This window comes from Algibacter pectinivorans, assembly GCF_900112595.1.
In the GTDB taxonomy this organism is placed as follows: Bacteria; Bacteroidota; Bacteroidia; order Flavobacteriales; family Flavobacteriaceae; genus Algibacter_B; species Algibacter_B pectinivorans.
In genome coordinates this window covers 71,057-96,826 of the sequence record NZ_FOMI01000006.1, presented here as the reverse complement: position 1 = coordinate 96,826, position 25,770 = coordinate 71,057, and the positions used below count along the sequence as shown (strand labels likewise).

At 33.4% G+C, this 25,770-nt stretch carries 28 protein-coding genes; 13 read left to right on the top strand and 15 right to left on the bottom strand.

The features are described 5' to 3' along the window. Positions 1-451 precede the first annotated feature (451 nt). A complete protein-coding gene (locus tag BMY96_RS10275; protein ID WP_092851832.1) occupies positions 452-2,215 on the top strand; it encodes an ABC transporter ATP-binding protein in 1,764 nt (587 codons plus the stop codon). Between the two features lie 199 nt (positions 2,216-2,414). Then, positions 2,415-2,804, top strand: coding sequence for a PUR family DNA/RNA-binding protein (locus BMY96_RS10270; RefSeq protein WP_221279766.1), 390 nt, complete (start codon positions 2,415-2,417; stop codon positions 2,802-2,804). Positions 2,805-3,248: 444 nt separating this feature from the next. Here the strand turns inward: BMY96_RS10270 and BMY96_RS10265 are convergent, their stop codons facing one another. After that, the gene (locus tag BMY96_RS10265) at positions 3,249-3,584 is read right to left on the bottom strand and encodes a tRNA-binding protein (protein ID WP_092851829.1); all 336 of its coding nucleotides are present in this window, start codon (positions 3,582-3,584) and stop codon (positions 3,249-3,251) included. Between the two features lie 45 nt (positions 3,585-3,629). Here BMY96_RS10265 and BMY96_RS10260 point away from each other — a divergent pair, with 45 nt between their 5' ends. Further along, positions 3,630-4,187 (top strand): thioredoxin family protein, encoded by a 558-nt coding sequence (locus BMY96_RS10260; RefSeq protein ID WP_092851828.1) that lies wholly within the window; start codon positions 3,630-3,632, stop codon positions 4,185-4,187. Between the two features lie 41 nt (positions 4,188-4,228). On the opposite strand, the gene BMY96_RS10255 is transcribed toward BMY96_RS10260, so the two are convergent. From BMY96_RS10255 to BMY96_RS10225, 7 genes are all read right to left on the bottom strand, one after another. Next, the gene (locus BMY96_RS10255) at positions 4,229-4,714 is read right to left on the bottom strand and encodes a GNAT family N-acetyltransferase (protein ID WP_092851821.1); all 486 of its coding nucleotides are present in this window, start codon (positions 4,712-4,714) and stop codon (positions 4,229-4,231) included. Next, positions 4,715-5,260, bottom strand: a complete 546-nt coding sequence (locus tag BMY96_RS10250) for a YfiT family bacillithiol transferase (protein WP_092851819.1) — start codon at positions 5,258-5,260, stop codon at positions 4,715-4,717. A gap of 21 nt (positions 5,261-5,281) precedes the next feature. Then, positions 5,282-5,707, bottom strand: a complete 426-nt coding sequence (locus tag BMY96_RS10245; protein ID WP_139205239.1) for a hypothetical protein — start codon at positions 5,705-5,707, stop codon at positions 5,282-5,284. Positions 5,708-5,837: 130 nt separating this feature from the next. Continuing rightward, entirely contained in the window at positions 5,838-6,770 is a 933-nt protein-coding gene (locus BMY96_RS10240) for a peptidylprolyl isomerase (RefSeq protein ID WP_092851817.1), read from the bottom strand. 184 nt (positions 6,771-6,954) lie between these two features. Then, on the bottom strand, positions 6,955-7,857 hold the full coding sequence (locus BMY96_RS10235; RefSeq protein ID WP_092851815.1) for a TIGR01777 family oxidoreductase: 903 nt from the start codon (positions 7,855-7,857) through the stop codon (positions 6,955-6,957). 98 nt (positions 7,858-7,955) lie between these two features. Further along, positions 7,956-8,648, bottom strand: coding sequence for a tRNA (5-methylaminomethyl-2-thiouridine)(34)-methyltransferase MnmC2 (gene mnmC2, locus BMY96_RS10230; protein WP_092851814.1), 693 nt, complete (start codon positions 8,646-8,648; stop codon positions 7,956-7,958). A gap of 225 nt (positions 8,649-8,873) precedes the next feature. Beyond that, the gene (locus tag BMY96_RS10225; RefSeq protein ID WP_245750598.1) at positions 8,874-9,341 is read right to left on the bottom strand and encodes a DUF4920 domain-containing protein; all 468 of its coding nucleotides are present in this window, start codon (positions 9,339-9,341) and stop codon (positions 8,874-8,876) included. A gap of 130 nt (positions 9,342-9,471) precedes the next feature. On the opposite strand from BMY96_RS10225, the gene BMY96_RS10220 reads away from it, so the two are divergent. Further along, positions 9,472-10,536 carry a branched-chain amino acid aminotransferase gene (locus tag BMY96_RS10220; protein WP_175473555.1) on the top strand — a complete coding sequence of 355 codons (1,065 nt, stop codon included), beginning with the start codon at positions 9,472-9,474 and terminating at the stop codon, positions 10,534-10,536. An 85-nt stretch (positions 10,537-10,621) separates the two neighbouring features. Here BMY96_RS10220 and BMY96_RS10215 read toward each other — a convergent pair whose 3' ends face one another. Continuing rightward, a complete protein-coding gene (locus BMY96_RS10215; protein ID WP_092851812.1) occupies positions 10,622-13,636 on the bottom strand; it encodes a ThuA domain-containing protein in 3,015 nt (1,004 codons plus the stop codon). 53 nt (positions 13,637-13,689) lie between these two features. Beyond that, positions 13,690-14,076, bottom strand: coding sequence for a pyrophosphohydrolase domain-containing protein (locus BMY96_RS10210; RefSeq protein ID WP_092852066.1), 387 nt, complete (start codon positions 14,074-14,076; stop codon positions 13,690-13,692). A 695-nt stretch (positions 14,077-14,771) separates the two neighbouring features. On the opposite strand from BMY96_RS10210, the gene BMY96_RS10200 reads away from it, so the two are divergent. From BMY96_RS10200 to BMY96_RS10175, 6 genes are all read left to right on the top strand, one after another. Continuing rightward, positions 14,772-16,097 carry a DUF5723 family protein gene (locus BMY96_RS10200; protein WP_092851809.1) on the top strand — a complete coding sequence of 442 codons (1,326 nt, stop codon included), beginning with the start codon at positions 14,772-14,774 and terminating at the stop codon, positions 16,095-16,097. 580 nt (positions 16,098-16,677) lie between these two features. Continuing rightward, positions 16,678-17,727, top strand: coding sequence for an SRPBCC family protein (locus BMY96_RS10195; protein ID WP_245750596.1), 1,050 nt, complete (start codon positions 16,678-16,680; stop codon positions 17,725-17,727). 3 nt (positions 17,728-17,730) lie between these two features. Continuing rightward, positions 17,731-18,096 (top strand): fluoride efflux transporter CrcB, encoded by a 366-nt coding sequence (gene crcB / locus BMY96_RS10190; RefSeq protein WP_092851807.1) that lies wholly within the window; start codon positions 17,731-17,733, stop codon positions 18,094-18,096. 121 nt (positions 18,097-18,217) lie between these two features. Next, positions 18,218-18,784 (top strand): Crp/Fnr family transcriptional regulator, encoded by a 567-nt coding sequence (locus BMY96_RS10185; RefSeq protein ID WP_092851805.1) that lies wholly within the window; start codon positions 18,218-18,220, stop codon positions 18,782-18,784. Positions 18,785-18,855: 71 nt separating this feature from the next. Then, on the top strand, positions 18,856-19,596 hold the full coding sequence (locus BMY96_RS10180) for an SDR family NAD(P)-dependent oxidoreductase (protein ID WP_092851803.1): 741 nt from the start codon (positions 18,856-18,858) through the stop codon (positions 19,594-19,596). Between the two features lie 11 nt (positions 19,597-19,607). Further along, complete coding sequence (locus BMY96_RS10175; protein ID WP_092851802.1) at positions 19,608-20,315, top strand: class I SAM-dependent methyltransferase; 708 nt, start codon at positions 19,608-19,610, stop codon at positions 20,313-20,315. A 164-nt stretch (positions 20,316-20,479) separates the two neighbouring features. Here the strand turns inward: BMY96_RS10175 and BMY96_RS10170 are convergent, their stop codons facing one another. Then, the gene (locus BMY96_RS10170; protein WP_245750608.1) at positions 20,480-21,058 is read right to left on the bottom strand and encodes a DUF1684 domain-containing protein; all 579 of its coding nucleotides are present in this window, start codon (positions 21,056-21,058) and stop codon (positions 20,480-20,482) included. Between the two features lie 206 nt (positions 21,059-21,264). Next, positions 21,265-21,792, bottom strand: coding sequence for a DUF4252 domain-containing protein (locus BMY96_RS10165; RefSeq protein ID WP_092851800.1), 528 nt, complete (start codon positions 21,790-21,792; stop codon positions 21,265-21,267). Positions 21,793-22,147: 355 nt separating this feature from the next. On the opposite strand from BMY96_RS10165, the gene BMY96_RS10160 reads away from it, so the two are divergent. Together BMY96_RS10160 and BMY96_RS10155 are read left to right on the top strand one after the other, a co-directional pair. Continuing rightward, positions 22,148-22,369 (top strand): hypothetical protein, encoded by a 222-nt coding sequence (locus BMY96_RS10160; protein WP_175473554.1) that lies wholly within the window; start codon positions 22,148-22,150, stop codon positions 22,367-22,369. Then, on the top strand, positions 22,366-23,331 hold the full coding sequence (locus BMY96_RS10155; protein WP_092851799.1) for a YpdA family putative bacillithiol disulfide reductase: 966 nt from the start codon (positions 22,366-22,368) through the stop codon (positions 23,329-23,331). Before BMY96_RS10160 ends, BMY96_RS10155 begins: the two co-directional genes overlap by 4 nt. Before the next feature lie 159 nt (positions 23,332-23,490). On the opposite strand, the gene BMY96_RS10150 is transcribed toward BMY96_RS10155, so the two are convergent. Further along, a complete protein-coding gene (locus tag BMY96_RS10150; protein ID WP_092851797.1) occupies positions 23,491-23,934 on the bottom strand; it encodes an Lrp/AsnC family transcriptional regulator in 444 nt (147 codons plus the stop codon). Between the two features lie 123 nt (positions 23,935-24,057). On the opposite strand from BMY96_RS10150, the gene BMY96_RS10145 reads away from it, so the two are divergent. Continuing rightward, positions 24,058-24,453 (top strand): hypothetical protein, encoded by a 396-nt coding sequence (locus BMY96_RS10145; protein WP_092851796.1) that lies wholly within the window; start codon positions 24,058-24,060, stop codon positions 24,451-24,453. A gap of 17 nt (positions 24,454-24,470) precedes the next feature. Here the strand turns inward: BMY96_RS10145 and BMY96_RS10140 are convergent, their stop codons facing one another. Then, the gene (locus tag BMY96_RS10140) at positions 24,471-25,010 is read right to left on the bottom strand and encodes a sigma-70 family RNA polymerase sigma factor (protein ID WP_092851795.1); all 540 of its coding nucleotides are present in this window, start codon (positions 25,008-25,010) and stop codon (positions 24,471-24,473) included. Positions 25,011-25,333: 323 nt separating this feature from the next. Continuing rightward, the gene (locus BMY96_RS10135; RefSeq protein WP_092851794.1) at positions 25,334-25,756 is read right to left on the bottom strand and encodes a hypothetical protein; all 423 of its coding nucleotides are present in this window, start codon (positions 25,754-25,756) and stop codon (positions 25,334-25,336) included. Positions 25,757-25,770: the final 14 nt, after the last annotated feature.

The following is a 25,770-nucleotide window of genomic DNA, read 5'->3' as shown; positions in this document are numbered from 1 at the left end:
TTGTTTTTAGAGCCGCAAAAGTAATACTATATTTTAGTACAAAACAACAAAAATTAAAGTTATTTGGGCGTTACCCATAAAGGGTCGGGCTATCCTTTACAAGTCCTCGCACCTCCTGCGTCGGGCTGTGGGCTTTTCAATACTATCCCTAACGCGGGTTTACTAGTAAATAGTAGGCTTTAATTAGCCGTTTTTATCTTTTTTAAAGGTTATACACCTTAACAATTCAAACAGCACAAAAACCCATAAACTATTACTTATCAAAATATTATAGCGAAGTACTACTTTATTTAATAAAACACATGGTGCTGCAAGTTGGGCTTTGTTATTCAATTAAAATACGCAGCAATCTTTAATCTTTTTAAAAGATATTTAACACTTTCAAAACCTTATAAACCTCCTTATTCCCTATTAATAAGTTATATTTGCACTCCTATTCCTAATTAGGTAAATGAAAGAATTACAACACTTAAATAAATACTTTTATAAATACAGAACGCACCTTATAATTGGTTCTATTATAACCATTGTAGCACGTTTATTTTTACTGTACACACCACGTTACGTTAAAAAAATATTTATAGCCATAGAAAAATACTTCGATAAATCCATAGACGAAACCGTGTTTCGTTCAGATTTACTCGAAGCCATCCTCTACATTATAGGAGCCGCAATAATTGCTGCCCTCCTTACTTTTTTTATGAGGCAAACCATAATAAATGTATCGCGTTATATTGAGTACGACTTAAAAAATGAAATTTATGCGCATTACCAAAAGCTATCTTTAAACTTTTATAAAAGTAACCGTACTGGCGATTTAATGAACCGCATTACCGAAGATGTATCGCGTGTTAGAATGTACGCAGGTCCTGCTCTAATGTATAGTATAAACACATTAGCACTTTTTGTTATAGTTATAATTTATATGGTAAATGCATCGCCAAAATTAACCTTATACACCGTTGTACCACTACCTATACTATCTGTAATAATTTATAAGCTTAGTAAAGAAATCCATAAACGTAGCACAATTGTGCAGGAGTACTTATCCAAACTATCCACATTCACCCAAGAATCTTTTAGCGGTATATCGGTAATAAAAGCTTATGGTATTGAGCCGCAAACATCGGTAAACTTTAAAGAACTTGCCAAACAAAGTAAAGAGAAACAAATTAGTTTAGCCAAAGTACAAGCGTGGTTTTTCCCAACAATGATATTACTAATTGGTACCAGTAACTTACTTGTTATTTACATTGGCGGCATGCAATATATAAATGGCGAAATAGAGAGCATTGGTACCATAGCAGAGTTTATTATTTATGTAAATATGCTTACATGGCCCGTAGCTACTGTAGGTTGGGTAACCTCTATTGTGCAACAAGCAGAAGCTTCGCAAAAACGAATTAACGAGTTTTTAAAAATTGAGCCAGAAATTAAAAACACCATAACCCAACATACCGAAATTACGGGCGATATTGCTTTTAACAAAGTATCATTCACCTATGGCGATACAAATATACAAGCCTTAAAAGATATTAGCTTTAGTATAAAAGAAGGCCAAACATTAGCAATACTAGGAAAAACAGGCTCCGGAAAATCTACCATTCTAGATTTAATTGGGCGACTATACGACATCGATTCGGGCTCTATAACCATCAACAACACACCTATAAATCAACTTAACTTAAACGATTTGCGAGATAGCATAGGTTACGTACCGCAAGATGCCTTTCTGTTTTCCGATTCTATAAAAACAAATATTAAATTTGGTAAGCAAGATGCCACAGATAACGATGTTATTGAAGCCGCTAAAAATGCACAGGTACATAAAAACATAGTTAAATTTAATAAAGGTTACGACACCGTTTTAGGCGAACGTGGTATTACCCTTTCTGGCGGACAAAAGCAGCGTGTTTCTATTGCACGTGCTTTTATAAAATCGCCAAAAATATTGTTGTTAGACGATTGCTTATCTGCAGTAGATACAGAAACCGAAGAAAAGATATTAAAAAACCTCAGCAAGATCTCTAAAGGTAAAACAGCGGTTATTGTAAGTCATAGAGTTTCATCGGCTAAGAATGCCGATAAAATTATTGTTTTAGACCAGGGTAAAATAGTGCAAGAAGGCACCCACGATTCTTTAATAAATATTGAGGGTTACTATCAACATTTATACTTAAAACAACTTAGCGAAACAGGTAAAAACACACCTTAATTATTTAAAAAATAAGTACATAGCGCATCGCATAATTTAAGGGTAGTTTGTTAAAATTCACAAAAACAGATAATAAACTATGCTCCCCAATTATTAAATTAAACACAAAGAAATTTAACAAGTAAAAAAGAAAACTCATTATTTATTGGTTTATATCGATTTTTTTTAGATTTTTGATACTATAATTATAAAATAAATTATGAATAACGGTATGATGGAGAAAGAGGAAATTTTTTCAAAAGTATTACGCGCAGGACGACGAACTTACTTTTTTGATGTAAGAGCAACTAAAGCAGAGGATTACTACTTAACGATTACTGAAAGTAAAAAATTCACCAACGACGACGGATCGTTTCACTACAAAAAACATAAAATATATATTTATAAAGAAGACTTCGCAGAGTTTAAAGATATATTAGCAGAAATGACCGATTATATCATTAACGAAAAAGGAGACGAAGTAATTAGTGAACGTCACCAAAAAGATTTCAAAAAGGATTTTGAGGACGACGGCTCTAGAGTTACCGAAGCCGATATTAAAACAGAACACACCGGAAGTTTTACCGATATAGATTTTGATGACATATAATTATTAAAAAAAATAACAACTCTTTCTTATTTTTTTATAGCCCCCCATCCTCTTTTAATAAACCAAAGCATAAAATAGAAACAAGAAAACCAAGAAGATACTTTAAGGAACAATATTTCTTTAAATTTTAAATTAAAGTATTAATTAACTTTTTTTTTCTGAACCACAGTGATATCACTATTCATTTAAGCTATAAAAATTTGATATCCTTACATGACATCTAAAGGAGTTACAATAAAGAACTTATTTAAGTAGTTAATTATCATAAATTAAATACAAGCTTCTAACTTAGTACAGGCAAAATAGCTATGTTGTAAATATAAAAATTTTACGACACTAGATTTACAAAAACAAATCTATTATCGCATACACCTATAGCTACTATATTTAACTTTCAAGGTTATTAACAATCAATTTATATCCTTAATTTAAGTCCTGCTAAATTTAGCTTACCAGTGTACCGTTTTTAACCTTGACCTCCGGATTTAAAAGTACGACATCCTTATCTTTAACGGCGCCAAGAACTAAACATTCACTCATAAATTTTGCAATTTGCTTTTTAGGAAAATTAACCACCGCTATTATTTGCTTATGCAGTAAATCGGACTTTTTATAAAGTGTTGTTATTTGGGCAGAAGATTTTTTAATACCTAAATCTCCAAAATCAATGGTAAGTTGGTATGCTGGTTGTCTGGCCTCGGGAAAATCGTTAACTTCAATAATGGTTCCTACGCGTAAATCGATTTTAGTAAAGTCATCAAAAGTAATTGTGTTATCCATTTTTTAAAAATACAAATTTTAACGAACTTTGAGCAAATCTTTAATATGTCCGATACACCTTCAAATATGCTTCCCTTAAATACCGAAGCTCCAAATTTTTCTCTTTTCGATACCGTTTCTGGTTCTGTTTTAAGCTTAAGTGAGTTAAAAGGCGAAACTGGAACCGTTATTATGTTTATATGTAACCACTGCCCTTTTGTTATCCATGTAAATTATGAAATTGTTGCTATAGCAAACGCTTACGCGGAAAAAGGTATAACGTTTATAGCCATTTCTAGTAATGATGCTGTAAACTACCCACAAGATGCTCCAGATAAAATGACGATTCACGCTAAAAAAGAAAATTATCCGTTTCCTTATTTATACGATGAAACTCAACAAATTGCAAAAGCGTATGATGCGGCATGCACGCCAGATTTCTATGTGTTTAATGCTCAATTAAAATTAACATATAGAGGTCAGTTAGACGATTCTAGACCAGGAAATAACATTAAAGTTACAGGTAACCATTTACGCCATGCATTAGATTGTTTAATAAAAAACACAGAAAACACGCAAATACAAAAACCGAGTATTGGTTGTAATATTAAATGGAAGAGATAAAACCAATTTAAAACACAAATACTAGTTTTATTTGGTAAAAGCTATTCCAACTTTAATTGCCAAATTCCTATATATTGCCATTCGCCAAATTTAAAACCTACTTCCTCCAAATGCGCAACCTGTTTAAAACCAAACTTCTCATGTAGTTTTATACTAGCCGTATTGGGTATAGTTAAAACACCTAGTACGGTATGAAACTTAGCTTGTTTTAAAAGTTTTAACAATTCTGCATAAAGTGTTGTCCCTATTTTTTTACCATGAGCATTTGGTTTTACATAAACCGTAGACTCTACAACATAATGGTATGCCGGTTTAGGCCTAAACTTACTACCATAAGCATAACCTATAATGGTTTTATCTTCCTCAAAAACTATTATAGGATATTCTGCACTTATAGTTTCTAATTTATGGGTAAATACATCTAAAGACAAGGCTTCAAGATCGAATGTTGCCGTGGTATTTAATACATAATAGTTGTAAATATCTAGTAATTGTGGCGCATCATTTATATGAAAAGCTCTAACCATTTACAACCAACCTTTTCGTTTCATTACATTTTCAATATGTGCGTAATGATGGTTGCTATGCCACGCATAAGCACCAATATTATAACTTAATAAAACTTCCTTATTAGTTTCTGGATGAATAAAGCATGTATTTAAATCGGCTTCAGACAACGTTTTTAATAAATACACTAACTTAAAATGTATGGCTCTTAAATGCTGTAAGGACATGTCTATAGGAGCCATTTTAGAGTCTATAAGTTCTGCCCAACGCTCTTCAAAATAAGCTTTAATAACAGGTTTATCTTCTGTTAATGCCCATTTAAAACGCGTATAACTATGGTGATGACTGTCTGATAAATGATGAACAACTTGCCTAATAGTCCAACCTTCTGGTCTGTATTGGGTATCTAACTGTTGCTCCGATAATTGTTTTACAAGATTTTCTAAACGGTTTGGAAAATGTTCTAAAATAGAAATCCAACTCTCAATATGTTGTTTAGAAATGTTTGTTGGGCAATCAAACTGCCCTATTGGATATTTAAGCTTTTGCAATTCTTGTTCTGTCATAGAAACAAATATAATTAATTGCTAAGAAACTTCGGCAAGTCTTTTTTCAACAAAGTTTAGAGCTTCGTGAATGGAATTAAAATGCTTAATTCTTTTAGGAAAAAATAGTTTCTCAATCATGGTATTTAATATTCCAGATCTGTTTTGAGACACCACACAATAGGCTTTTAAATTATAGCTTTGTTTAAAAAACTTTAACCAGTCCATAGCCTGAACCGAGTACGAATTTATTCTATTGGAAATAAACACCAATTCGTCGCCTCTACTACCCGTAACAGAAACCACATCTTTAACAATTTTTTGGGCATGCTCATCCCAACCAAAATCAACATCTTCCTTTACCTCCGAAACCACACAATCTTTAAATATAAAGACATCTGCAAAAGAATAATTAAACTCTCTAAGCACTTCAGAATAAAATTCGGTTTCCTTTATACTAACCATCATGTTAATTATAATTTAGCATTAATTTAAGTTATTTTTTTGACAACAATAAAAATTAATGGCTTAAATAAAGAAAAAGCGCCTTGATAAAAGGCGCTTTTTCGATTAAATGTATTATTTCGTTGTTAAACTTTTAGCTTACGCCCATTAACTCAACATCAAAAATTAAAGTAGCATCTGGTGGAATAACGCCCCCAGCTCCTGCACTTCCATAAGCTAAATGGCTAGGAATTACCAAACGCGCTTTATCACCAACTTTTAATAATCCAATACCTTCATCCCATCCTGGAATTACTTGACCAACTCCTAATGGAAAATCTATTGGGGAGTTACGTTTGTAAGACGAATCAAAAACAGTTCCGTCAGATAATTGACCTTTATAATGCACAGAAACCGTTTGTCCTTTTTCTGCCTTTACACCATCTCCTTTTTGAAGAATTTGGTAACGTAAACCACTTTCAGTTTTATCAAAACCAGCAGCTAACTTGTTTAATTCTGCTTCGGCAGCGGCTTTAACGGCTGCTTCCCTTTTTTCTCTAGAGCCTTCAAAAGTTCTAAAAGCTTCAACAGGATTAAAAGCTTCGGCATCTGCTCCTACTCTTACAATTTCTAAACTATCAATTTTATCGCCTTGTGCAATAGCATCAACAACATCTTGTCCGGTAACAACTTTACCAAAAACTGTGTGCTTACCATCCAACCAAGCAGTTTCAACGTGCGTTATAAAAAACTGACTTCCGTTAGTACCTGGTCCTGCATTAGCCATAGACAATACTCCTGGTCCGTCGTGTTTTAAATCTGGATGAAACTCATCGTCAAATTTATAACCTGGATTTCCTGCTCCAGACCCTTGTGGACATCCACCTTGAATCATAAAATCTGGAATAACTCTATGAAACTTTAAACCATCATAATATGGTGTTCCTTGAGGTTTAACCGAGTTTTCTAAGTTTCCTTCTGCTAAAGCTACAAAATGACCAACTGTTCCTGGTGTTTTTGTATACTCTAAGTTTACAAGAATTTCTCCTTTTGTAGTATTAAATTTTGCGTATAATCCGTCTTGCATTGTTCTAAATTTTAAGATGTGCAAAGATAGGAAAGTTAGTTAAAAGTTCTTACCAAAGGAATATAAGTTTTAAAAATGCTTAACATATCGCTTTCGCGGAAAGCATAGCGTACCAAAAACAAACTTCTTTACACTTGCGTTGTATGTTTTTAAAATGGATTAAATGAATAATTACTATTGAAGCTTAAAGTAAATCTTGTAAAGCAGGTTCTAAATAATTGTACTTAAAAGTAAAGCCCTTATTCACTATACTTTTAGAACTTACCCGCTGACTTTCAAACAATAATATATGCATTTCTCCTAAAACCAACTTCATTATACCTTTAGGAATGTTAGGCATAAATAAAGGTCTAGATAATACATTGGCAGCCGTTTTTGTTAACTCGGTATTAGAAACCGGGTTTGGAGCAACACCATTATAAACACCAGATAACTTATGTTCTAAAACATATAAAAACAGGTTTGCTAAATCTTGAATATGAATCCATGACTGCCATTGCTTACCCGAACCAAATGCCGAACCTACGCCTAATTTTATAGGTTTAACCATTTCCTTAAGCGCACCACCTTTGTTTGAAAGTACTAATCCTATTCGGATTTTAGAAACGGGAATATTTAGCGCTTCAAAGCCATCGATAGCTTGTTCCCAAACCGACACGACTTGCCCTAAAAAGGATGTACTAATTTCGCTCGAAGATTGATCGTAATACTTTGTTAGCGAATCGGGATAAATACCAATAGCACTTGCCGAAACCACATGTTTAACAGTATGTTTTATGGATTTTAAGGTACTTATTAATAAAGTTATAGTCTCTGTTCTACTAGAAAGAATTACCTTTTTGTAGCTGGACGTCCACCGTTTAGAAATAGTTGCTCCTGCTAAGTTTATTATAGCATCGACACCATCAAAGCAACTTGAGTCGATCTCTTTTGTTTTAGGATTCCAATAGAACCCTTTATAATTTTCTTTTTGAACAATTTTAGATTTGCTAGTTGTTAAATAGTTGACCTTTATCTCCTTTTCGTGGCAAAGTTTAACTATTTCGCTACCAACCAAACCTGTAGCTCCTGTTATTAAAACACGCATTTTTCTTTTTTTATTAAAGTTACAAAATGCATAATCAATGTACTAATGTTTTATATAAGGTTTAACACATTTAAGGGAGGAAGACGGAAGACCGGAGACTACTTGCTTGCTCTTAACATTTCGCGTTTTCCTGGAGGTCCAGGAAGTCTTTCTACCTTAAACCCTACCGCTTGCATGGCTCTACGAACGCTACCTTTTGCCGAATACGTTACTAAAACACCCTTTGGCTTTAAGGCCTTAAACATGATTTCGAAAATAGCTTCTGTCCATAACTCAGGTTGAACACGAGCACCAAAGGCATCGAAATAAATGATATTATACTTCTCATCATCCTTTATTTCCGAAAAAAATTGCTGACGCTTGGTTAAGGTCAAGTCATCGTTTATTTTATGAGCTTCTTCCCAAGTGGTGCTATGAAGCTTTTTAAAAGGTATATCGCTATTTTCGGGTTGTAAGGTTTTGGTATAATTAAGCGCATCGATTTCCTGGGGAGAAACTGGGTAAGCTTCCACGCCCGTATAATTTATATGTATGCCTAGTTTTTGCGCTTCTATTAAGGTAATAAAAGCATTAAGCCCAGTACCAAAGCCAATTTCTAGAATGCCTATAGTTTTAGATTCTGAATCTGCTTCTTTACTGCAATATAATGTATTGTAATGCTGTAACCCATGTTTTATAAATACATGATTAGCCTCTTGGATAGCGCCATGTATAGAATGGTATTGCTCGTTCCATTCTGGAATTTGTATGGTGGTCGAGCCATCGCCTGTTATTATTATTTCGCGTTTCATGGGGTTATGTATTGATATTATAATTATATTTTTTAATACGCGCTTCTATTTTGATGTTTGCATGACCCAATGATAGCAAATAAATAGAACTGACAGGTTGAGCATAGGTTTTAGCAAAAGGTTGCGTTAGGGATTGTAATGAAAAGCCCGACCGCCTGTCCTGAGTATAAACGAAGGGTGTGGTAACCTGCCAACCGGCAGGCACGCGCCCAAAGTATTATTAGATTATTGCGCCACTAAAACGCCATCGGCCTCGAAGGAATATGTGCGTTTTGGAGTGGTTATTGCGGCAATGTCTTGAGGTGATTTTCCAGCGTCTTCAGCGTAATGCCTTTGTTCATCTACAGACACCTCGGTTACAAATGCCTTTCCGTTTATTATAACTTGCTTACCCTTAATGTCTTTAGGCACAAAAAAACCGTAGTCTTTAAATTTTACCATAACCTCGTTTTGGTCGTCTAGATTTAAACGCATCCAACAACCTTTGACTTGACAAACATCGTTAACCGTTGCTATAATTTTAGAGTTAATACTATCGCCACTTTTCATGGTTTTATAATGTACAGCCATAGAAGTTGCCGCAATAGCATCGTTAGGAATTATGGCTTCTCCGAATGATGCATAATCTACTTTTTCTTGTTTTGCAGTGTTTTTAACCTCTTCCTTAGTTTTATTATTGCAAGAAATTAACATGAAAACGCATATTATTACTAAAGAAATTGACCTCATAGCACAAATATTTCGATTTTATTGGATTTGTGTAAATATACCGCTTTTTTAAAAACGTTTTTCTTTAAATTTGTATTAACAAATAACTTGGAATATGAATTCTATAATCAACGACATTGAGATTATAAAGACGAAAACCTCGAAAATTAACGAGGTAGATTTTGACAACTTAAAGTTTGGAAGTGTTTTTTCTGACCATATGTTAGAATGCAATTTTAAAGACGGAAAATGGCAAGCGCCAAAAGTGCTGCCTTACCAACCTATTGTGTTGGATCCATCGGCTAAAATTTTTCATTATGGGCAGTCTATTTTTGAAGGCATGAAGGCTTATAAAGATGTAGATGAAAATGTCTGGTTATTTAGACCGTTAGATAATTTTAAGCGTTTGAATATTTCGGCTAAACGTTTGGCAATCCCAGAATTACCCGAAAACTATTTTATGGATGGTTTAAAGGCGCTTTTGGAGGTAGACCAAGAATGGATTCCTAAAAAAGATGGAAGCTCGCTATACATAAGACCATTTGTATTTGCTTCTGGTAATGGTTTTCATGCATCGCCTGCCGATGAGTATAAATTTATTATTTGTACGGCACCTTCTGGGGCTTATTTTGCTGGTGAAGTTCGTGTTTTAATTGAAGAAAAATACTCGCGCTCTGCAAATGGTGGTGTTGGTTTTGCTAAGGCTGGCGGTAACTATGCTGGTCAGTTTTACCCAACGCAATTGGCTATAGATAAAGGTTACCAACAGGTCATTTGGACCGATGATAATACACACGAGTATATTGAAGAGGCTGGTGCGATGAATATTTTTATTCGTATTAACGATACTTTAATTACAGGACCTACAAGCGATAGAATTCTTGATGGTATTACGCGTAAAAGTATTATTGAACTTGCTAAAAAGGAAGGTATAAACGTTGAAGTTAGAAAAATAACGGTTAGCGAAGTGGTTGAAGCTGCCAAAAACGGATCGTTAAAAGAAATGTTTGGAGCTGGTACTGCTGCTGTAATTTCGCCAATAGCCGGATTTGGTTATAAGGATGCAGATTACGAATTACCTAAGCTTGATGAAACTTACGCTAGTTTCTTAAAAAAACGTATTACAGATATACAAACTAATAAAGCCGAAGATATATTTGGATGGCGTTATAAAGTTTAATCTAAAATAACAACTTAAAGAAAAAGCCTCTAAAAATAATTTTAGAGGCTTTCTTTTTTCTAAATAACAGACTTTAAGAGCTCGATTACTTCGCTCTGTTAAGCCTAACCGATGCCGCTCCTATTAATGGTCTTACTCCGTTTAAACCATTATCTGTATAACTTGCTTTAAGCACCAATACATTATCGTCTTTTGAAGTGCTTGGTGTTATACTACCTTCTTGAGGTAATGATTTTTTATCGCCACTATTTTTTACCAACGACATAATATACGTTGCTATTTGTCTTGTTTCATCGCTAGAAATACTTGGATGCATAGGCATCATAACTTCGCCCCAAACGCCACCGCCACCATTCACAATTTTATTTTGTAAATACGGAATAATTTTTTTCTGGCGTTTATATTTTTGAGCAACGGCTAAGTAACTTGGCCCTATTGATGCCTCTTTTTCTTTGTGGCAGGCTTTACAATCCATGGCTTGAGTTAAGGCTTTACCTGTAATTTCGGCAGAAACTTCTTGATGTCCAAGTGCTACATTAGCTTCGTCCAAGCCCTCCAAATAATCAACCGATACAAAAATATTATCGGGATTAATATCTGTATTGCCATCGGGATCGGTTACTGTTACTTTATACTTTATAGGTTTCCCCGAAGTAAAGGTTGATGTGTTTCCATCCAACAAATCGATTTTAACCACTGGTGTTGAATTTCCTGCAAGTACAGATGATAAATTGGTATGCGTTATGCCGCCTTTATCGTCCTTAACATCTAAAGCAATGTTATACTCACCAATATTGTTATAAGTATAAGTTATTTCAGACTCGGTAGTTTCTTTGGTGTCTCCATTACCAAAATCCCACAAATAAGATATGGTATCGCCATCGCGATCTATAGCTTCGGCTTTAGCTGTAATGGTTAAGGGTACGGTTCCAGAATTTTTATTAAAGGTAACGTTTTCAATTACTGGCGGTCTGTTGCCCGCATTAAAGGAAATATAGCCTAAAGACGAGTTTAAGTTATGGCTGTACCATCCACTACCATACTCTAAAATATAAAGTCTTCCATCTAAACCAAGCTCCATATCCATGGCAGAATTAATTTCTACATTTGGAGCAAAAGGTTCCATTTTATTAAAAGTACCATCTTCAAAATTGGTTATAGCCATCATCCAGCCACGTACCCAATCGTATACAATAACTTTACCATCGTAATATTTTGGTAATCCGCCGCCGTTAGGAAACAAATCTGAATAATACGTTGGTCCCGCCATAGCATTTCGGCCTCCAGCACCTAATTGCGGAAAATGGCCAGACTTAGCATATGGATAATACACAAATGCAGGCATTGCTTCTGGTAATATTTTAAGTCCTGTATTGTTTCTTGAATCGTTTACGGGTTTACTAGGATTAAAGGTAATACCACTTTCTCCGGTTTCATAATCATAATCTACATACGGGATATTATCGGCTATAAACAAAGGCCAACCAAAATTACCCGCTTTTTGAGCTTGCCCAAACTCATCGTACCCTTTTGGTCCGCGATTTTTTAAATCGTCTTTTCTAGAATCTGGTCCTACTTCGCCCCAATATAAATAGCCTTTTTTAGGGTCTATGGAAATACGATATGGGTTACGATGTCCCATGGTATAAATTTCTGGTCTTGTTTTTTCTGTGCCTACAGCAAACAAATTGCCTTCTGGAATGCTGTAACTACCATCTTCATTCACTTTAATTCTTAAAATCTTACCTCTTAAATCGTTTGTATTTCCTGATGAACGTCTGGCATCATATTGCTCGTGCCCTGGTATATCGTTTAATGGTGCATAGCCACTACTTACGTATTCTACATTTTTCTCGTTAAAAGGTGTTGTGTTATCACCTGTTGAAAGGTATAGTAACCCGTTAGCATCAAATGCAATGGAACCTCCTGTATGGCAACAAATTTCTCTATCTGAATTCACGTCTAGAATAACTTGCTCTGATGCCATATCGAATACATCATCCTTAAATTTAAAACGAGATAAGCGGTTTACCCAAGTATCACCTGTTGGACTGTAATACACGTAAATCCAATTATTGGTTGCGTAATTAGGGTCTTTCTGCAACCCCAAAACGCCTTCTTCGGCATTTACTTTTGGGGTGTGTAATGTTCTATCGTACACATCTAAATTAGCAACATCCATTAATTCTTTAGTGGCTGCTTTATATAATCTAATTTTTCCTCTGCGTTCTGCAACAAGCACATCGTTATTTGGCAGTACTGTCATTTCTGTAGGCTCAAAAAAATCACCTTCTATTAATGTTACTTTCGAAAAACGATCGGCATCTGGAGGAATTTGAGTTGTAGCTTTGCCATAATCTAGATTTTCATTTTTCCCGATTGCATATTGTATACCTCCTAAAATATGTTTTAAAAAATCTGGCTCTTTAAAACTTTCGGCTGTATGACCACCTCCAGTGTAAAATGCACGTCCGCCATCATACTCATGATACCAAGCTATAGGATGATAATCGCCATTTTCACCACCTTTATAAGACGACTCATCGAGCGTTAATATTACATTAACATCTGGGTTCAAGTTTTTGTAGTTATACAATTCATCGGTTCTATGCCAAATGGTATCCTTTAAATGCTTGTTCGCTATAAAATTTTTATCTTTTACAATAAAATCGGCTTCTGGAGTACCTCGTGGATGACTTAAAAATTGAGCGCCTGCTAATTTTGTATACCAACCCCAATCGTATTCCGTATCGGTTGCGGCATGAATACCTACGTAGCCGCCACCCGCTTGAATGTATCGCTCGAAAGCTGCCTCTTGTTGGTTATTTAAAACATTTCCTGTAGTGCTTAAAAATATAATGGCACTATAATTTTTTAGATTATTGTCGGTAAATAAATCGGCGTTTTTTGTGGTATCTACCTCAAAACCATTTTCTAAACCCAGTTTTTTAATGGCTTCTATGCCTGTTGGTAGAGATTTGTGTTTGTAACCCGAAGTTTTAGAGAACACTAATACTTTTGCTAAATTATTCCTTATACTAGAACAACTACTAGAGCAAAGTCCCAATACAAATATTAAAATCACTACTTTTTTTTTCATTCAATACACATTAAATCTCAACACTTGTTTACATAAATAGATAGACTTTAAGTTTATTTTCCTAATATAGCCTTTATATTTGGCTTAAAATAATTTGGCCCTTTTAAAACCTTACCATCCTCTCGATATATAGGTTCTCCATTTTCGCCAAGTTTACTCATGTTACTACGTTGTATTTCTGCAAAAACCTCTTCAATTTTATGTTGCATACCATGTTCTATAATAGTGCCACATAAAATGTAAAGCATATCGCCTAAAGCATCGGCCACCTCAACCAAATCATTATTATTAGCGGCTTCAAAATACTCTTCGTTTTCTTCTTTCATTAAGTTAAAACGTAAGGTGTTTTTGTCTATCCCTAAATCGGCCTTTGGAGTTTCTCTATGCCCTATTTTAAAAGCGGTATGAAATGCTTTTACATCTTCAATTTTATTTTTCATAAATAATTTTAATTTTTCATTTCGGTGAAGTCGAAAATCTTGTGTTGTTTTCATTAAATTTGCATAAAAGTAACTATATGTTTAGTAAAGGTCAAATCATTTTCGGAATTATATTCTTCATAGCGTTCGCTATTATTATTGGCTACACGTACCGAAAGGACTTTAAACTTCACAAACGTTTTTATAGCGGTAGTATATGGATTTTAGTTGCTTTTATTGGTTTTATTTTAATGATTTCGGCTATTAAGTTTTTCTTTAAATAGAACTTTTCTCCCTGTTTTAAATACTATTCATCGATTATTTTATTGGTTGAAACACATTTTGTTCTAAATTAAAAATCTCCCTTAGATTATTTTTTAGCATAGGCGGTTTCGTACCTCTATTTTTTGTGTATGCTAAACTTAATAATCGTGATTATGAAACAACTTTTTCTCTCCAAACATTTTCAATTTTTTCGAAACATAAACTTAATATTAAATTCACCCTAATTACCTTAAATTCTTGAAGCTTACCAAAATAATTAAAGTAAAATATAAAACGATTTTATTATTGCTACGCTCTATCAAAAAAAAAAACACAAATACACTATTATTCAGTACATTAAAATAGTCTTAAACAAAATCCCTCATGTAGCGATTTTCTATTTTAATATTTATTGTATGTTTGAAAGCTATTATTAACCAAACCAATTAAAAATGAAAAAACTAAATTTAAATCTTTTAGTATTATTAATTTTAACAATTCCAAACCTCTTAAAAGCCCAAAGTTATGTTGGGCATTCTGTAGACAATTATTCCGGTGTGCACGGTTTAATTTCTAATCCATCTAATGTAGTAGATTCTCGCGTTAAAGCCGATGTAAACTTGTTTTCGGCAAGTGTTTTTGGCGGAAGTGATTACTTTGGCATAAACGTTAGCGATGTTATAAAATCGGACGGCGGTTTCGATTTTGAATCTGATGCTGAAAAGTTTCCATCTAACGCTAACAATTTCTTTTTAAATGCCGATATATTAGGGCCTTCGTTTATGTTTAACCTTACTCCAAAAAGCAGTATTGGTATGGTAAGCAGAGTTCGTGCCTTTTTTAATATTAATAATATTAGCGGCGAACTTTATGAAAACTTAGCCGATAATTTTGATACCAACGAAGATTTTATGTTTAATTCCGAGAACCTAACCGGAACCATACATGCTTGGGCCGAAGTAGGCTTAGTTTACGGCCGCGTACTTGTAGATAAAGAACAAAACTTTCTTAAAGGTGGTGTCACTTTAAAATACTTGCAAGGTGCAGGAGGCGTATTTATAAACAGCCCTAGTTTTACAGGTGATTACGACGCTACTAACGAAACCCTTAATACAACAGGATCTTTACAATATGGTATAAGTCAAGACTTTGATAACGACGATATTGAATTTAGCAATTTAACATCTGGTTTTGGAGCCGATATAGGTTTTACTTATGAGTTTAGACCAAGAACCGATTTAGATTCTTTAACAAAAAAACACAATAAATATAAATTGAAAATTGGGGCTTCAATAACCGATATAGGGTCTATTAATTACAAAGAAAGTGTTGTAACCACTTATGATTTAAATAAAACCGTAAATGCATCTGATTACGATGAGGATACCGAAGATTTTTTAGATGATAATTACACAAGCACCGAAGAAACAATTGCTCAAAAAATAAACCTACCTACGGCGTTTCACTTTTTAGCAGATTATAACATTAAAAACAAACTTTATGTAAGCTTACAAACCAATTTATCGTTAGTTAAGAAAAGTACAACAGGTAGTAACAACATTATTAATTCTGTAACCCTAGCGCCTCGTTTAGAAACCAAGTGGTTTAGCATCTATTCTCCAGTAAGCTTTAGGCAATATGGTGACTTTGCCTGGGGTGGTGGTCTTCGTGTAGGCCCGCTTATGGTTGGTTCTGGTTCTATACTATCTAATCTACTTTCGGACACTACAAAAACCACAGATGTTTATGTTGGTCTAAAAATTCCTATTTACCAATAAAATTAAAACCATGTAAATATTTAAAATCCCCTTTTATGGGGATTTTTTTATTTATAAAACTAACCTAATTAGAGGTAATTAAATCCTTTAAAATACTAGTAATTACAACTAAATAAAAAAAATGTGTTTTGTACACGCAACCTTTTAAACTTTCATGCATCTAATTAAAACAAAACCATACTAAAATGAATATTATATTAATTATTAGTGCTCTAATTGTTTTTAACGTCATCTTATTAGTTTTTAGTGTAAATAAAAAAACAGAACCTTAATTACTTGTTTTTTTGTGACTCCTTCTTTACGTTTTTGCTATGTATTTTAAAGATATATTCTTAAACGTAACATTTCTTTTTAGCTCTTATTTCTTTACTTTCTCAAGGTGTATTTCTTATATTTTTAGAGCTACCAGAATGGCTAAACCATCCATAAAATTAGCCAACCAGCTATTGTTCATGCAATTAATATTAGGCTAGTAGTAATCCATTATTAAAACCAGTAACACCTTGAAATTGCAACCTTATTAAGCACTTTAATAAGTGATTTTTCATAAAATTCTTTTAAGCACTAAAAATCATTATATTTGAGTCTTAAAATCTCTCAAATATTTAATATGAAGGCTGCTAAATACATTTTATTTTTACTTCTAATTGCTATTATTGGTTTAGCTATATATATTGCTGTACAACCTAATAACTTTGAGGTTTCTAGAACTAGAACAATAAATGCACCTAAAGCTGTAATTTATAATAATGTAGTAGATTTTAAAAATTGGGAAGTTTGGTCATCTTGGGCAGAAGCCGACCCAGAAATGACCATTACACTTGCCGAAACCACTAAAGGGGTTAATGGCTCATATTCATGGGAAGATAAAGATGGTATGGGCACCATAAAAACAGTACAAACTGTTGTAAATAATACCATAAAACAAGAAATGCAATTTGCAGATTTTCCTACATCGGATATTTCGTGGCTATTTAAATCGAATGACAATGGATCTACCGATGTAACTTGGACTATATCTGGCAAAGATTTACCATTTGGGTTTAAAGCCTTTGCTACTTTTACGGGTGGCATGGAAAAACAAATTGCACCGCATTACGAGCGTAGCTTAGAAAAACTAGATAGCATTGTCCAGGAAAGCATGAAGGTTTACACCATTAATATTGATGATATAACCGAGTATGGTGGTGGCTTTTACTTGTATAAAACCACATCGGCTACCAAAACAAACATAAGTCGAGTAATAGGTAAACAATTTGGCGAAATTATGAAGTATATGTCTCAAAACCATATTGTTGCCAATGGCATGCCGTTTACCATTTATAATGAAATGAATACCGAAAACGGTAGTGTTATAATGAGTAACGCTATACCTGTAAGAGACCGTGTTATTGTAAACGACACTAGCGAGGTGTTATGTGGCTACATACCTAAAACAACGGTTTTAAAAACAACCTTAAAAGGCAACTACACCAACTTACCAGAAGCTTGGACATCTACAATGGAGTATTTGGCTGCTAAAAACCTTGAACAGTCAGACTTAAAACCTTTTGAAATTTACACCAACGATCCTGGTAACTTTCCTAATCCGGCCGATTGGATTACAGAAATTTATATCCCAATAAAATAGCATATGAAAAACATTTTATTGGTTTTTTTAGGTGGTGGTTTTGGTAGCAGTTTACGTTATATTATTGGCAAATACCTTAACAACCCCGAAACGGGAATACCTTATGGTACTTTTGCTGCCAACATTTTAGGAAGCTTATTAATTGGCATTATTTTAGGTTTAGCTGCAAAAAACAACACCCTATCTCAAAGCCATACGCTATTACTAGCCACAGGGTTTTGCGGTGGCTTTACAACCTTTTCTACCTTTGCTTACGAAAACCATGTGTTTTTAAAATCTGGAGATTTTACAAGTTTTGCTTTATACACTATTGCCAGTTTTGTTATTGGTTTTTTGGCGGTATTTGCAGGGATGTATTTGGTTAAATAAGCACTTGACTTTGTAAAAAATATCAACTAACTTCGTTTAACGTCGGAAATAAGACATTAAAACGATTTCATATCCGTAAAAACGTTGTGTATTAGTGCTCAAAAACACTGAAAAACCAAAAATGAATAAATTAATAACAAAATTAAACTCTGTTTTACCTATTTCATTAGAAGAACAAAATTTAATTGAAAATAATATTAATTTAGAAACTATTAATAAAGGTGAAATTTACTCTAAACGAGGTGAAATTTGCCGAAAATTGGGTTTCGTATTAGATGGTGTGTTTAAAGTTGTAAGAACAAACTCTAACGACGATGAATTTATACAATATTTTACTACAGAAGGACATTTTGCTGTAGATATAGACAGTTTTACCAATAAAACACCATCAAAAGAATATATTAAGGCTTTAACAAGGTGTTCTGTACTAACAATAACAGACAACTCATTTAAATTATTTGAAGATAAAATTGTTAATTTTTCTAAAATAATAAGTTTAATTAAAGAACAAGCATTACTTGAAAAATATAACCTAAAAAGTGAAATGTTTGTAGATGACGCACTAACAAAATATAATAAGTTATTACAACGACACCCATCAATTATTCAACGTATTCCTCAAAATCAAATTGCGTCTTTTTTAGGTATCACTCAATACACGCTTAGTAGAATAAGAGCAAAAAGGTAATTTTTTGTCATAGAGCAAACTTTTTGTTTTTTTATTACTCTAGTTTTATTCCAAATTAATAAAGTTAGATAATGAACAAATTAAAAGATAAAACAGCAATAGTTACAGGTGCTTCAAAAGGTATTGGAGCTGAAATAGCAAAAGCGATAGCAAAAGAAGGGGCAAAAGTTATCGTTAATTATTTTTCAGACCATAACGGAGCAGAACCTGTTGTAAAAACAATTACAAAAAACGGAGGTACAGCAATAGCCATAAAAGCCAACATCACAAAATCGGAAGATGTAAAAAATCTATTTGAGCAATCCAATAAAGCATTTGGAAATCTTGATATACTAATAAATAATGCTGGGGTATATAATTTTGCCCCCATAGAGGTTGTTACCGAAAAAGAATTTTACCATCAATTTAGCAACAATGTTTTAAGTACAATAATTTGTATTCAAGAGGCTTTAAAAATTTTCAATAAAGATGGTGCCAGCATTATAAATATTAGCTCTATTGCAAGTGTTAAACCCACACCTATGTCTGTAGTTTATTCTGCTAGTAAAAGTGCTGTAGATTCTATTACTCAAACACTATCAAAAGAATTAGGAGCAAAAAACATTCGCGTAAATTCAATTTTACCTGGTCCAACTCAAACAGAAGGAAATCAAATTGCCGGAACAGAGATAGAAAATTTTGTAGTCGCAAACACAGCATTGGGGAGAATTGGACAACCTAAGGACATCTCAGAATTAGCTATCTTTTTAGCTTCTAATGATTCTTCTTGGATTACGGGGCAAAAAATAGGTGTTTCAGGAGGTTTTGAATAAAAAAATAAACAATGATAAAATCAACAGTAAAAGAAATAAAAGAACGTTTTGATAATGATGTCGAAAGATTTTCAAATCTAGATACTGGTCAAGTAGCTACAATTGATGCAAAAATATCTCTTGAACTTTTAACCGAAACTTCTAAAAGAATTATGCCTAATGCTAAAAACTTATTAGATATAGGTTGTGGAGCAGGGAATTATAGTTTAAAAATGTTAACTAAAATAGCTAACTTAAATTGTACTTTGGTTGATTTGAGTAAACCTATGTTAGATAAAGCAAAGGAAAGAGTCTCTGCCAAAACAAACAACAAAGTAGAAACTATCCAAGGAGATATTCGTGAAGTAGAGTTAAAAGAAAAAAGTTTTGACATTATATTAGCTGGAGCAGTATTGCACCATCTACGAGATGACAACGACTGGGAAACTACTTTTAATAAACTATATAATTTACTTAAACCAGGGGGATGTTTAATGATTTCAGACTTAATAACTCAAGAAACTAATACTGTTACTGAATATACTTGGGAACGCTATGGAGATTATCTAGAAAGTATAGACGGAAAGGAATACAGAAATAAAGTTCTAGATTATGTAGAAAAAGAAGATTCACCTAGGTCAATGACTTATCAGTTAGAATTAATGAAAAAGATAGGTTTTAAAAAAACAGAGATTTTACATAAGAATATGTGCTTTGGAGCATTCGGTGGAATCAAATAAAACCAACACACAACACGTATATAAAAAATTGCTGGTGTTTTGCTAAAACAAAGGTAGTTGCAATTTTGTTACTTCTGATTTTCCTGCGGAAAATCCTCGCACACAAAACCCCAGCTATTCTTATACGTAACCGTTAAACGAACCATCCAAAATTCACAGTATATTTAATCCTTATTAAACACCTTAACCCCTGCTTCTACCCTAGTTTTTAAATAATTTTTTCTTGGCACTATAGGGCAAGAATACTTATCGTTATAAGCACAGTAAGGGTTATAAGCTTTATTAAAATCGATTTGCATGGTGTTGCCTTCTGGTATTCTAGTATCTAAATAACGGCCGCCGCCATAACTTTCTAGCCCGTTAGTTTCATCTAAAAAAGGTAAAAACAAATAGTCTTCGAAGCCTTCTTTTACCATTAAATCTTTGCCCTGATAAATTTCTAGTTGGTATGCTTTTCCTTTTAACTGAAAGCTTAAAATGCCATAAACACGCTCTTTAGATACTCTACTTGTTGTGGTTTTCATGTTAAACCATTTACTGTCTGGCGTTCTTGTTAATGTAGCTGTTACTACATAGGAGGAATCGACCTTAAAAAAATCTAAGCCTTTAAAGTTTTTTCTATCCTTATCTTTTAAGGGTGATTTACTGGCATCTTTATACTCTGCATTTAATTCTTTTTGAAATTCGGTTTCGCCTTGTATTGGGCGTTTATCTTGAGCGCAACTTGTAAAAACTACAAACAAAGCTAGTAATGCCAACCATTGACCTTTACTTATAAATGGCTGAAATACCCGCGTTAGGGATTGCAGCAGAAAACCCACAGCCCCACGTAGGAGGCACAAGGACTTGTAGCGTAAAGCCCGCCCCTTGTGGCTAACCTGCCTGCCAGCAGGCAGGCGCCCAAATAATTTTAAGCTTTCTGTTGGGTTACTTCCTTTGGATTTAAGCATTAGTTTATGGGGTTAAATGATGGGTTAAGATTGGTGTTATAGGATTGTAATAAATCGGTTGAAAAGGCATTAAAGGTTTCGGGATCTGAAAATGACTTAATTTTTTCGGGATCGAAATTGCCCTGTAAATAATAGGCTGTAGTTTCGGTTGGAGTGCTATTAAAAATAATAGCTTGAGTGACTACAGCGCCTAATTCTACTACAGAAATAATTCGGGTATTATCGACTTCGTTTTGCCTAAAGATATCGATATAGCCGCTATTTGTTACGGCATTCATTTCATCGATTAACGTATTGCGTTTTAGCGCGTTTGTGTTTTGAAACTTTATGTATTTAAAATCTGAAATATTGCCAATGGCGTTTTTTACCTCGGGCGATATGTTACCTAAAACAGCCTTCATAAAATTAGGTACTTGAAAGGATGTTGCTCCCATATCGGCCTTATGATTATTATAAAAGCTTCGAAAACTACTTCCACAAGATACTAGCAGAATGCTTAATAAGAGAACTAAACGTATTCGTTTCATTTTTAAAAATTTACGATTATAAAATGCAAGTTAAAATTATTTTACCTAGATTTGAAGTATAAAAGACATTAAAATGCGTAATAACGTCACTATTTATACAAAGCAATGGACCTCTTGTTTAAAGGCAAGTGATTGGGCTAGTTATATATTGTACTTTATATATTGTACTGATGTTTATATAAAAAATTACAATATTAAAAAGTCCGACTGCGAAGTCGGACTTTTTATTTTTAGTGATTTAATAAATTTAAAAATTTGAACTTTAAATTGTCTTAGATTGAACTAATCTTAATACAGAACAATATCTTTTAAAAGTAAAAATTATGATACATGAAATGAGATTTCCGCCTTTGCTATGGAATGGGCTAAAAAAGGCAACCAAGGCGAGTATATGGCCTTTTATTCCATAGCGTTTTCTATGGCGCATATTTTTGGCCATAAAGCTAGTATGCAAATGGTTAACGATTGGGGATTTGATAACACGTGGTACATGGTAACAACCATTGGTGCTTTTTGTGTTATATTATTGCTAATTTTAAAAAGTCATTTAAATTTAAAAGTAAAATTATTAAAATGAAAGATGTTATAATTATAGGTGGTGGCCCAATTGGAATTGCTTGTGCCTTAGAGTGTAAAAAAAGAAATTGGAATTATGTTATTATTGAAAAAGGCGCACTTACCAACTCACTTTTTAATTATCCTAAAAACATGACGTTTTTCTCGACTTCTGAGAAATTGGAGATCGACGATATTCCGTTTATAAGTAATAACCCCAAGCCAAACCGAGATGAAGCTTTGGAGTATTACAGGCGCGTGGCGACCTCTAACCACGTAAATATTAACTTGTTTGAAACCGTTGAAACCCTAAAAAAGACAGAAACACATTTTACAGTACTAACCAACAAAGCCAGTTACACCACAAAGCAAATTATTTTGGCTACAGGCTTTTACGATATACCCAACCTATTAAATGTACCGGGTGAAGATTTACCAAAAGTAACACACTATTACAAAGAAGCGCACCCTTACGCTATGCAACATAGTGTGGTGGTTGGTGCCAGTAACTCATCGGTAGATGCAGCATTAGAAATTTATAGAAAAGGTGGTTATGTAACCATGATAGTTCGTGGCGATGCTATTGGGCAACGCGTAAAATATTGGGTGAGACCAGATATTATAAACCGTATTGAAGAAGGCAGTATAAAGGCGTATTTTAACTCTGAAATCACAGAAATTAAAGCCCATGAATTAACCTTTAAATCGCCGGAAGGTCTAAAAACAATTCCGAATGATTATGTAGTGGCGCTTACGGGCTACAAACCAAATTTCGAACTCTTAAATCAGTTAGGAGTTTCACTTAGCGATGATAATAAAAAACGACCGGAATACAATCCAGAAACCATGGAAAGCAATATTAAGGGCGTTTATTTAGCTGGTGTAATTTGTGGTGGTATGGAAACCCATAAATGGTTTATTGAAAATAGTCGTATTCACGCGAAACAAATAGCAGCGCATATTGAAAAGACATTAAGCCTTTAGTACTTAAACTAAAACAGATTATAATATTAACTTTAGATTTAGAAAAACAACAGTAGAATTCTATAACGCTTTAGGGCTTAGATTTTTTTAGCTGAAATAGAAAATTTAAATGCAACTATAAAGCATCGAAAAAATATGCCTAGGCGTTTTAACGAACCACTATTTTACAGGAATGACACCTTTCTGCTTAACCACTCGAGACAATACAATTTGGGTTTTCGATTCGCCGTAAGTAATAAGTTGATCTATAAAAGATTCTAAATGCTTTTGATTTTTTAAAACCACTTCCATAACAATGTTTTCATCTCCAGTAATACGGTAACAATTTATAACCTCATCGTAGGTTTTAACCTTTTCTAAAAAAGGCTTTAATTTTCCCATAAAGGCACGTAATGTTATAATGGCTTTAAATTGATAGCCCATTTCGTAAGGCGAAACTATAGCCTTATAATCTTCAATAATTCCAAGATCTTCCATTTTTTTTATGCGTTCGGAAACAGCAGGCGAACTTATACCAACTTGCCTACCAATTTCGGCGTTCGAGAGTCGCGCATTTAGCTGTAAACAACTAAGAATCTTACTGTTAATCGAATCTAATTTCATTTAAAGGAAAATTAACACAAATAAATTAAAATCTAAAGCAAATATACGTTTTTACTTTAAATTGTAAAGTTAAATGTCATTTCTTGTGAGTAATTTTGATACAATTGCTATTAGAAAAAGATTATGTTACATAATACCCCATCAAATCTATCGGATTTACCGGTTTATCAAAAAGCACTTGAGATTTTCGCACTATCTCAAAACATATCTACGTACCTCAATAACGACCTATCTAATTTAAAATCAGATGGTTCAGAAGACAATGATATTTATTTTTCTGGAGATATTGTGCAACAGTCCGTTTCATTAGTTCCTGAAATTTTGAATGCTGAAAGAGAGCGTTACTCGCATAGGAAGCATAGACATCTTGCTGCTCTTAAACGATTAACTAATAAACTATACAAAAACTCTTATAGATTAGAACGTTCTAACAGTAACGGTAAAGATTTTTTACCAATTTTAAGAAGCGAATTGAAAAAATTTAAAAAGCTACAAAGTAATTGGATACTCACTTTGTAATTATATTCTAGACTTAATTAATGACACATTTTGCAATCTGCTTTGTCTTTAATTTCGCCTACTAAAAAGCCATCATCATTAATTACAAAATCGCAGCAGTCTACAAAGCCTTGAGCTATTAGTTTTCTGCCACGTTGTATTTGAGACTTTACAGTAGGTAGTGGCAATTGCAGTTGCTCTGAAACCTCCTGTTGCTTAAGTCCTTTTACATCGCTTAAAAATAATGGATCTCTGTACTTTTTAGGTAAACTTTTAATAATACCACGTAAGCAATCGGCCTCGGAGTGTTCTAGTTTTTGTTCTTCAAAAATAAAATCTTCATCGGTGGTTTCGTAAACCAACTTTTTACTTTTAAAATAATCTAAAACCGTATGTCTGGCTATAGAAAATAACCAAGACTTCATTTTATTGTCGTCTTTTAACGTATTGAGCTTAGTATGTACTTTTATAAAGGTTTCCTGCACCAAATCATCAGCAATAGTAGTATCCTTTACTTTACTTAAAATAAAGTACTTAATATCGTTTGCATGTAAGGTCCAAATATCTTGAGTATTCATAACTAATTATTAAAAACAACGCTAATTGTAGTTTACAAGTTACTAAAATTAGCGTTGTTATTACTGGATTTAAGTCTTACTTAACAGTTGCAATTTGCACAAGTACAATTCTGGCAGGTACAATTTTTACAATGTCCTTTAGAGCAGCCTTCGCAGTTGCAAGTACAATCTTTATTTTTCATGATATCTAATTTATAGGTTCATATAATAGACGAGTTCATTCTAAAAAAGATGCAAAATAATTGAAGTTTTTTTTTAAAACTGAAGTATTGAGCTTATAGCTAGACATTAAAATGGATGAATTCAGACTTTATAATTAAGCTTTAAATTTTACTGAATTTTTGCCCACAACCCTCTATACAAAGATACCAAAGAATTAAATTTCCACTTGTTGGCAAATCAAAATATACTCTTGCTGATTTTGAATTACAAGTATTCGGAATTATTTCACCATCATTTTGTGCATCAGAATCTGTAATAAGATTATAGGTTCCGGTTTCTTCATCGCCTACTTCATTCGACATGTAACATAACACACCATTAATTGTTACTGTACCATCACTAAGAAATTCGATGACGCGCTTACTTGAAAGAGGCTGAAATTCTCCACTGCCATCTCCAGGATCTGCATATTGTTCTATAAGTTTCCATTTACCAACGAGTCCAGCTTCACCTTTTGACTTACTATCATCTGATGAGCAACTAGAAATTACAACGAGTAAAACGATACATAAATATTTTTTCATTCTAATTAAATTTA